This is a genomic window from Acidobacteriota bacterium, from assembly GCA_028874215.1.
Taxonomy (GTDB): Bacteria; Acidobacteriota; UBA6911; order RPQK01; family JAJDTT01; genus JAJDTT01.
The window spans coordinates 45313-53350 of sequence record JAPPLF010000069.1; the positions used below are offsets into that span (position 1 = coordinate 45313).

The 8038-nt window shown below is 63.4% G+C and carries 7 protein-coding genes; 6 read left to right on the forward strand and 1 reads right to left on the reverse strand.

The window, feature by feature from the left end:
* The first annotated feature begins 128 nt into the window (after positions 1 to 128).
* The 6 genes from OXT71_14180 to OXT71_14205 all read left to right on the forward strand — a co-directional run bounded on the left by OXT71_14180 (position 129) and on the right by OXT71_14205 (position 6934).
* Positions 129 to 1439: a molybdopterin-binding protein gene (locus OXT71_14180; protein MDE2927540.1), complete on the forward strand. Its 1311-nt coding sequence runs from the start codon at positions 129 to 131 to the stop codon at positions 1437 to 1439.
* 26 nt (positions 1440 to 1465) lie between these two features.
* Positions 1466 to 2311, forward strand: coding sequence for an FAD-binding oxidoreductase (locus OXT71_14185; GenBank protein ID MDE2927541.1), 846 nt, complete (start codon positions 1466 to 1468; stop codon positions 2309 to 2311).
* Positions 2312 to 2321: 10 nt separating this feature from the next.
* Positions 2322 to 2891 carry a rhodanese-like domain-containing protein gene (locus tag OXT71_14190; protein ID MDE2927542.1) on the forward strand — a complete coding sequence of 190 codons (570 nt, stop codon included), beginning with the start codon at positions 2322 to 2324 and terminating at the stop codon, positions 2889 to 2891.
* A gap of 52 nt (positions 2892 to 2943) precedes the next feature.
* Positions 2944 to 5259, forward strand: a complete 2316-nt coding sequence (locus OXT71_14195) for a DUF5916 domain-containing protein (protein ID MDE2927543.1) — start codon at positions 2944 to 2946, stop codon at positions 5257 to 5259.
* A gap of 68 nt (positions 5260 to 5327) precedes the next feature.
* Positions 5328 to 5789 (forward strand): hypothetical protein, encoded by a 462-nt coding sequence (locus OXT71_14200; protein MDE2927544.1) that lies wholly within the window; start codon positions 5328 to 5330, stop codon positions 5787 to 5789.
* Positions 5790 to 5800: 11 nt separating this feature from the next.
* On the forward strand, positions 5801 to 6934 hold the full coding sequence (locus tag OXT71_14205; GenBank protein MDE2927545.1) for a Gfo/Idh/MocA family oxidoreductase: 1134 nt from the start codon (positions 5801 to 5803) through the stop codon (positions 6932 to 6934).
* 28 nt (positions 6935 to 6962) lie between these two features.
* Here the strand turns inward: OXT71_14205 and OXT71_14210 are convergent, their stop codons facing one another.
* On the reverse strand, positions 6963 to 8009 hold the full coding sequence (locus OXT71_14210; GenBank protein MDE2927546.1) for a D-2-hydroxyacid dehydrogenase: 1047 nt from the start codon (positions 8007 to 8009) through the stop codon (positions 6963 to 6965).
* Between the last annotated feature and the right edge of the window lie 29 nt (positions 8010 to 8038).

Here is an 8038-nt window from a genome sequence, read left to right on the forward strand (position 1 = left end):
TGTTCCTGGGTGAGCGGGGCGCCCGCTCGGCAAAAAGATACCAGCGCGTGCGGGATACGGCAACCGGCCCATCGGATTGGGAGGCGTCGCCGTAGTAGACTGGACCGGGAGCCGATCGGGAGCGTGGGATGCAGTTTCCTGTAAGCTGGCGGATGTTGATTTTCGGGCTTATCGCCATTTTTCTTTCAGCCGAAATCTGCGCGCAGGTTCCGCGAGCTTCCGATTCGGAGACCGAATTCGTTGTCGTCGTTACCGGCAGAGAACTTCTCGAAGGCGCTTACGCCGACGCGCACACTCAGTTTTTGGCGCGGACGCTCCTGCCTCTCGGAGGCCGATGTGTCGGATCGGTCACCGTCACCGACGACGAAAAGGAGATGCTGCGAGCCCTCGAATATGCCTCCCGGCGCAGCCGGATCGTCATCGTCACCGGGGGGCTCGGTCCCACCGGCGACGACATCACCCGTCAGACCCTGGCCGAATACACGGGCATCCCGCTTCAGGAATCGTCCCAGGTGATCCAAGAGTATCGGCGCCGCTACGGAGACCGGGTATTCCGCCCGAGTCTCCGGCGGCAGGCGCAGGTTCCGTCCCGCGGCGCCTATCTGAAGAATCGGGTCGGAAGCGCCGTCGGCTTGGTCTTCGACGACGGACAACGAGTTGTGGTGGCGCTGCCCGGTCCGCCCCGGGAACTCCGGCCCATGGTCAGGGAGCAACTGATTCCGTTTCTGGCCCGCCGATTCGGGATCCAGGCGGCGGTCGAATCGGTCACGCTACGCTTTGTGGGGATCGGAGAATCGAGCATCCAGAGTGTCATCGACAAGCACGTCAACCTGCCGTCCGGGGTCAGGGTCGCCTCCACCTTCGAAGCGGGACGGGTCGACCTCACCTTCTACGGCCACTCCGGCTTGCCCGGCATTCGAAAAAGCCTGCTGGGTTTGCGGGATCGGATGCTGGAGCAGCTCGGACAACATGTCTATTCCGTTGGCGGATCGACGCTCGAAGAAACGATCCTGCGGCTTCTGGCCGATCGCAAGGCGACGTTGGCCGTGGCCGAGGTGGCGACGGGAGGCGGCCTCTCATCCCGGTTGACCGGGACTCCCTCCGCGCCGTCGGTTCTGTTCGGCAGCTATGTGGCTGCCACGAATGCCGGAATAAAAGGATTGCTGGCGTCTGAGGGGTCGGAGGCTTCGGGACAGGTTCCGGAGGGGAATGAGGCGATCCTCGATCTGGCTCGCAAGGTCGCAAGTGATCAGCGGGATCGATGGGTCCTTCTGGTTTCCCAACTGGAAGAGGGGGACGCCGACCGCGTTACCCTCTGCGCCGGGTCCAGGGCCCACGGGTTCGCCGTCGAGTCGGTCGGATTCCGCACCGGCAGGTCGGGACGTGAGCGGCTCATCACGCGCGCCCTTGATTTCCTCAGGAGAAGACTGGCTCAATGAGTCCCCGGGAGGCTCCAATGGGGTGGATGATACGTCTCGGTTGGCTGCTGTGCCTGGGAGTGGGCGCCCAGATTCTGGCGCTCGACTTTCCGCATCGAGCCCGGGTGCTGGCCATCGAGGACCTGACCCACGACGTGAAGAGAGTGCGGCTGACGTTGCTCCGTCCCGGCGGGTTCTCCTTCAAGCCGGGACAATTCGTCTTCCTCGAGGTCCCGGAAGAATTCGTTCAGGAATGGAACTCCCGATACGAGACGGCGCATGGGTCGGTCTTTCGACCCTATTCTTTCGCCTCCCCGCCCAGCCGGCTTCCGGAGTTCGACTTCATCATCAAGCACTTCCGGGCGCCGCCCGGCAAGGACGTGCCGCCCGGCGTCGCGTCCACCTACGTCCATACCCGGCTCCAGCCCGGCGACGTCCTCCACCTCAGCGATCCCACCGGGACTCTCTACCTGGGCCAGGACAGCGACCGGCCCATCCTGGTGGTGGCCGGGGGCAGCGGCGCCGCGCCTTTCGTCGGTTTGTTGGAATATTGGTTCGAACAGGGAATGGACCGGACGCGGACAATCCACTTCTTCTTCGGTGTCCGCAGCCGGAGGGACCTCCTCCTGCACGGCCGGTTCTCCAAGTGGGCGGCGGAAAAAGAGAACTTCACCTATACGCCGGCCCTGTCCTCCCCCCGCGAAGGGGACGACTGGAATGGAGAGACGGGTTATATTCAGCTCTCCGTCGACAAGCACGTGGAGGCCCCGTCCGAAGCCGAGGCCTATCTCGCCGGGCCGCCGATCATGGTGAAGATGGTGACGGAGGTCCTCAGGGCGAAAGGGATCCCCGGCAGCCGCATCTTTTTCGATCAGATTCTCGCCAGGGAATGAGGTGTTGAACATGGAGACTCAGACGATTTTGGCCGTGGTTTCGTTTTTGGCTCTGGCGTCGGCCCTGCTGGCCCTCAGGTCGGCTTCCGCGGCGAAGAGCCGGGCCGGAAAGCTGGAGCGGACGCTCAAGTCCCTGGAAGAAGACGTCGCCAGTTCGGGGTCCCGGCAGAAGGAGCAACTCGAGAATCAGGGACAACTGCTCCGGCGCGTGGCCCAGGGGAACCATGTGACGGATGCAGTTCTCTCAGGCGGCCTTTTCGATGAAATCGACGGCGAAGGAGCTTTGGATATGCTTCGCCGGCATCCGGAGACCTTGATCATCGACGTCCGGGAGCCCCATGAGCACGCCGCGGTCCGAATCCCCGGCGCCAAGCTCATCCCGCTGGGGGAAGTCAGCGCCCGTGCTTCCGAGATCCCGCAGGAGGCCGACCGCGTCATCGTCCACTGCGCCGCCGGAGGCCGCTCGGCGCAGGCCTGCGCCCAACTGGGTGTTCAGGGATATGTCAACCTCTACAATCTGGCCGGGGGAATCGGACGCTGGCCGGGCGAGATCCGAAGGGGACAATCGGAAACCAACTGACCTCTTGAATGGATCGACCCACAGGAGTTTCGGAAATTCCACCCGGTGAGAAATGCGCGCTAGCCTGAAAAATCCGTCGCAGTTCCTGGCGACGGCGACTGTTATTCCGTTGTTCGCTCTGCTGGCGCTCCTGCCGGGAGGCCAACACCTCTTGGAAGCCACCCCCGGCAACCCAAGCATGAGGGCCTATCGAGTGTCGGCGCCGCCGGTGCTGGACGGCGTGGTGGATGACTCCTGGATGTCCATGGAGCCGGCGACCGGATTCAAACAACAGCTTCCGGAAACAGGGGCCCCGGCGACCGAACGGGTGGAGGTGCGGATCGGATTCGACCGCAACACTCTCTTCATCGGCGTCATCTGCTTCGATTCCCGGCCGGAGGAGATCGTTTCCACCCAGGCCCGGCGCGACGGGGTCCTGAACGAGACCGATTCGTTCGAGGTTCTCCTGGACACGTACGACGACGACCAGAGCGGATTCCTCTTTGCCACGACTCCCGGAGGTATCGAGTTCGACGCCCAGATCATCCACGGCGGCCAGAGCCGCGCCGGAGGAGGACCGGGCCGCGCCGGCTCCGTGGGCGGCAGCGGTTTCGGTGGAGCGCAAGGGGGCCAGGCGTCCGCTTTCAACCTGAATTGGGATGCGGTCTGGACGGTCCAGGCCAAAATCACTCCGCGAGGCTGGGAAGCCGAGTTCGCGATTCCGCTCCGGAGCCTGCGCTACGAACCGGGCGCGGATCGCACCTGGGGGGTCAACTTCAAACGCAACCTGCGCCGCAAGAACGAGCAGTCCTACTGGGCCCCGGTCACCCGCGGATTCGAGATCCACCGTGTTTCAATGGCGGGCGATTTGACCGGTCTGGACCTGGATTTTCGTCCGAGCCGCCAGGTCATTCCCTACGTCAAGGGCGGGTTTCTCCACGATTACCGGGGATCCGATCCATTGAAGGACGGGATTCTGGACGCCGGCTTGGACCTGAAGACCACGCTCACGCCGACGTTGACCTTGGACGCGACCCTGAACACCGACTTCTCCCAGGTGGAGGTGGACGAAGAGCAGGTCAATCTCACCCGCTTCGACCTGTTCTTCCCGGAAAAGAGACCCTTCTTCCTGGAGAACGCCGGCTATTTCCAGGTCGGAAGTCCGCGGCAGGCGGAACTCTTCTTCAGCCGCCGCATCGGCATCGATCCCACTGGCGTGGAGGTCCCCATCCTGGGCGGCGCCCGTCTTACCGGTAAGCTGGATCGTTTCAACCTGGGTGTCCTCAACATGCAGACCAACGACGTGGAGGAGGTGACGCCGGCTCACAACTTCACCGTCCTGCGCGTGGCCCGGGAGGTGGGTTCCCGCAGCGCGTTCGGCGCCATCTTCATCAACAAGGTGGCCACCGGTACCGCGGCGCGGCCGAACCAGTTCAACCGGACCTACGGCATGGACGCCAATATCGGAATCGGAGAACGGTGGACCTTCTTCAACTACGCGGCCCGCACCGAGACTCCGGGCCTCGACGGACGCGATCACGCCGCCAGTTCCGAAGTGCGCTACGCCACCGATTTCTTCAGCTGGGACGTGGGTTACCTGGAAGTGGGAGAGGATTTCAATCCGGAAGTGGGATTCGTGCCCCGGTCAGGCTACCGGAAGCCCTCCTATGGGATCTACTTCAATCCCCGGCCCAAGAATCATCCATTCTTCCGCCGCTTCTGGCCGCATCATTCCTGGCGCGGGCACTATCGCTTCGACGGTTCCCCCGAGTCGGGTTGGCGTCACAACGACATGCGGGTCTTCTTCCAGAACGGCGGGTCGGTGGGTCTCGCGTACAACCAGAACTTCGAACAGCTCTTCGAACCCTTCGAGATCTTCGAGGACGTCGTCTTGCCGAAGGGAAGGTACCATTTCGACAATTTTCTGTTGACTGTGGAATCGGACGAGAGCGCCGATCTATTCGGCGTCGCCAACTATTCCTGGGGGGAATTCTACTCGGGTCACATCAAGACCCTGAGCCTGCGGGCAGGGTTCCGCGTCGGCGCCGAGTTCTTGCTGGCCGCCCGCTATGTGCGCAATGGGGTGGAACTCCCGGAAGGACGCTTCAATACGGATCTGGCCATGGTCCAGTTGAACTACTCCTTCACTCCCAAGAGCTATATCCAGTCGCTGATCCAGTACAACAGCACCGAGCGGGAGATCGGGGCCAACATCCGGTTTGCTCTTCTCCGCACCGGCAGCACCGGGTTTTTTATCGTCTACAACAGCCACTTCGACCCCACGGGCATCGACCCGCATGAAGGGCCGATGGTGCCCGGCCCCTATCGGACGCAGCGGACCCTGGACCGGACGATCCTGGCCAAGTTCACCTATCTGCTGGATTTCTGACCCGTACTGAATCATGCTATGAACGCTCCGGGGAACGCCGGAAACAGGCAACAACCGGCGCCGAAATCATGACCTACCTGACCCGCTTGACCTCAGCCATCAAGAAGGAGTTGGAAGAGGGCCGGCTGGGAACTCCCGTCTATGTGCGCCTGGTGATCGTGGCGTCTTCCGATCATGGACACCTGGTCCCCAGTTCGGTGGCGTGCATGCAAGTGGTCCGGGAACTGCTCGGGCCGCCGATCACGGAGGTCTTCGCCGCCGGGAGCGTAGAGTCCGGGAATCTGTCGTTGCAACTTCATCTGGAAGGTGGACGCACCGGCCAGGTCATATCGATCCTCAGGCGGGAGGGTGATCCGGGAGCGGACCTGCTGCTGGTGGGGAACCACGGGACGTTGCGGCATGACCTTGCGGAAGCCGGTCTCGCCGGCGAGACCGAGGACGGTCTCTGGAGCGCGGACGGGGTTCGGAGTGAGTTGGTCGCGGCGGTGGAGGAGTCGCTGCGCAAGCGGTCGCCGGTGCGGCTCGGATAACGGAACGATCCATGGGCAAAACCTACGGGGTACTCCTGGTGGCCGGAGACTTGACCCACCAGGAGAATTACGGTGCGGCTTTCGGCAGAGATCCGCGGTGCCGAGTGGTGGCGGTCACCGACGAGCCGGGAGTTCCGGAACGGCGGGATCGTTTGAATCGAAGGTTGGCCCGGCGCTTCGGAATTCCGTTCATCCCCGACCTGTCCGATGCGCTCAAGCGCAGTGACGTCCACGTCGTCAGCGTCTGCGTGGAGTTCGAACGGCGCGCCCGCGTGGCTGCTCAATGCGCCCGAGCGGGCAAGCACGTCTACGTGGACAAGCCTTTGACCGTCTCCAACCGGGAGGCGGCCTCCCTGGTTTCCGAGATCCGAAAGGCCGGAGTTCGGAGCCAGATGTACAGCCTGTTCCGTTCCCCGTGGGCCCGAAGGGCTCGGCGGCTCACCGACAGCGGGGCCCTGGGGCAACTCGTGAGCATGCACAGCGACCTGTTGTTCTCCAAGGGCCACACCGGGACCGCCGACCTGAACCGTCCCCGCCAGGAGCATTTCCCGCCCCGAAGGTTCACTTATATCGACTCGAAGCGGGAACTCTTCACCATGGGGGTCTATTCCATCGGGATCATGCGTTGGCTCTCAGGCCGTGCGGTGAAACGGGTCTATGCCCGGACTGCCAACTATTTCTTCCGGGAGCACCAGAAGAACGACGTGGAAGACTTCGCGGCCCTGACCATGGAGTTCGAAGACGGATTGGTGGGGACCCTGAGCGGCGGGAGAATCGGCTGGCTGAGTCACCTGGCCGGGGGAATTTCGGGGATCTTTCTGGCCGGGACCCGGGGTTGCCGATTCGTCGACGGTTCACGCCCCCGGTTCGAAGTCGCCTGCGACGCTCCCGCTTGGCGGCCCGGACCGCCGCATCCCGAAGATCCCATGGGATTCTGGAGAAGCAGCACGCGGGAGGCCGGCGGAGTCCACAAGTTCAACTGGCGTACGGTCCCTCCAGCGGCGCAGTCGGACGAGTCCTATTTCATCGACTGCATCGAGCAGAATCGTGAGAGCGACATGAGCATCGCGGAGGCTGCCGAGGTCCTGAAAGTGCTCATGGCCGGCTACGAGTCGGCGGCCACCGGCAAGGTGGTCTCCCTGTAGGAGGGGCGAGTTTCCTGTCGCCGCTCCCTCAATACCATGCGGTCTTGTCCACCACATTCTTGACCGGCTGGCCGGCGGCGTAGCGCCGGACGTTGTCCACCACCACCTGAGCGAAGCGATCCGGAATCCTGGGGGACCGGGCGGCGCAATGCGGCGTCATGATGACGTTCTCCATCCGCCAGAGAGGATGCTCCGAGGGAAGAGGCTCGGTTTCGAACACGTCGAGGCCGGCTCCGGCGATCTCTCCCGCCTCCAACGCCGCGACCAGATCGTTCAGGTCCACGATGACTCCCCGTCCGATGTTGATCAGAAACGCCGTCCGCTTCATCTGCCGGAACTGGAGCCGCCGGAACATCTTGACCGTTTCCGGCGTGTGCGGCGCGGCGATCACTACGAAATCGCTTTCCGCCAGCAGATCGTGCAGCCGGTCCGGTTTCCAGAGCGACTCGACGCCCGGGGGGCATTCCTCCCGTTTGGGGTCGACCGCCAGCACCCGCATCCCGAAGGCCAGTCCTCTTTGGGCCACCTCCGCGCCGATGCTTCCCAGCCCGACCATCCCCAACGTGGAGTCGGAGAGCTGGATGTGGGCCAGGTCCGCGGGAGCGACGTCCCGCAGGCTGCGCGCGAAATTGGGAGCCTTCCAACTGGGGTCTCCCATGACCTCCCAAGTGGCCTTGGCCTGGGTTCGGACGTAATGGTGGAAATTCCGGGCGAAGCAGAGGATGAAGCCGAAGACGTGTTCGGTAATGACGTCGGAGAAGATCCCCCGCATGTTGGTCAGGATCGAGGGATGTTCCACCAGGGCGGGAAAGAGATAGTGCTCCATGCTGGCGCTGGGTGCCTGAATCCAGCGCAAGCGGGTGGCTGCCGCCAGCAGCTTGGGCGTCATCTTGCCGAAGAAGGAGTCGGCGTCGGCGATCGCCGACGCCGCGGCGTCCTCGTCGGGCGCGTTCACCACGGTGCCGCCGTCGCCCGCAACTTCCACGATGGCGGCGAGGCGGTGAGCATCCACGGCCGGATAGATCACCAGCTTGAAGATTCGTTTTGGAGGTTGGTTCCCGTGTTCCGTTGTCATTTCATGCTCCCTGGAAATGGATGAGCTAA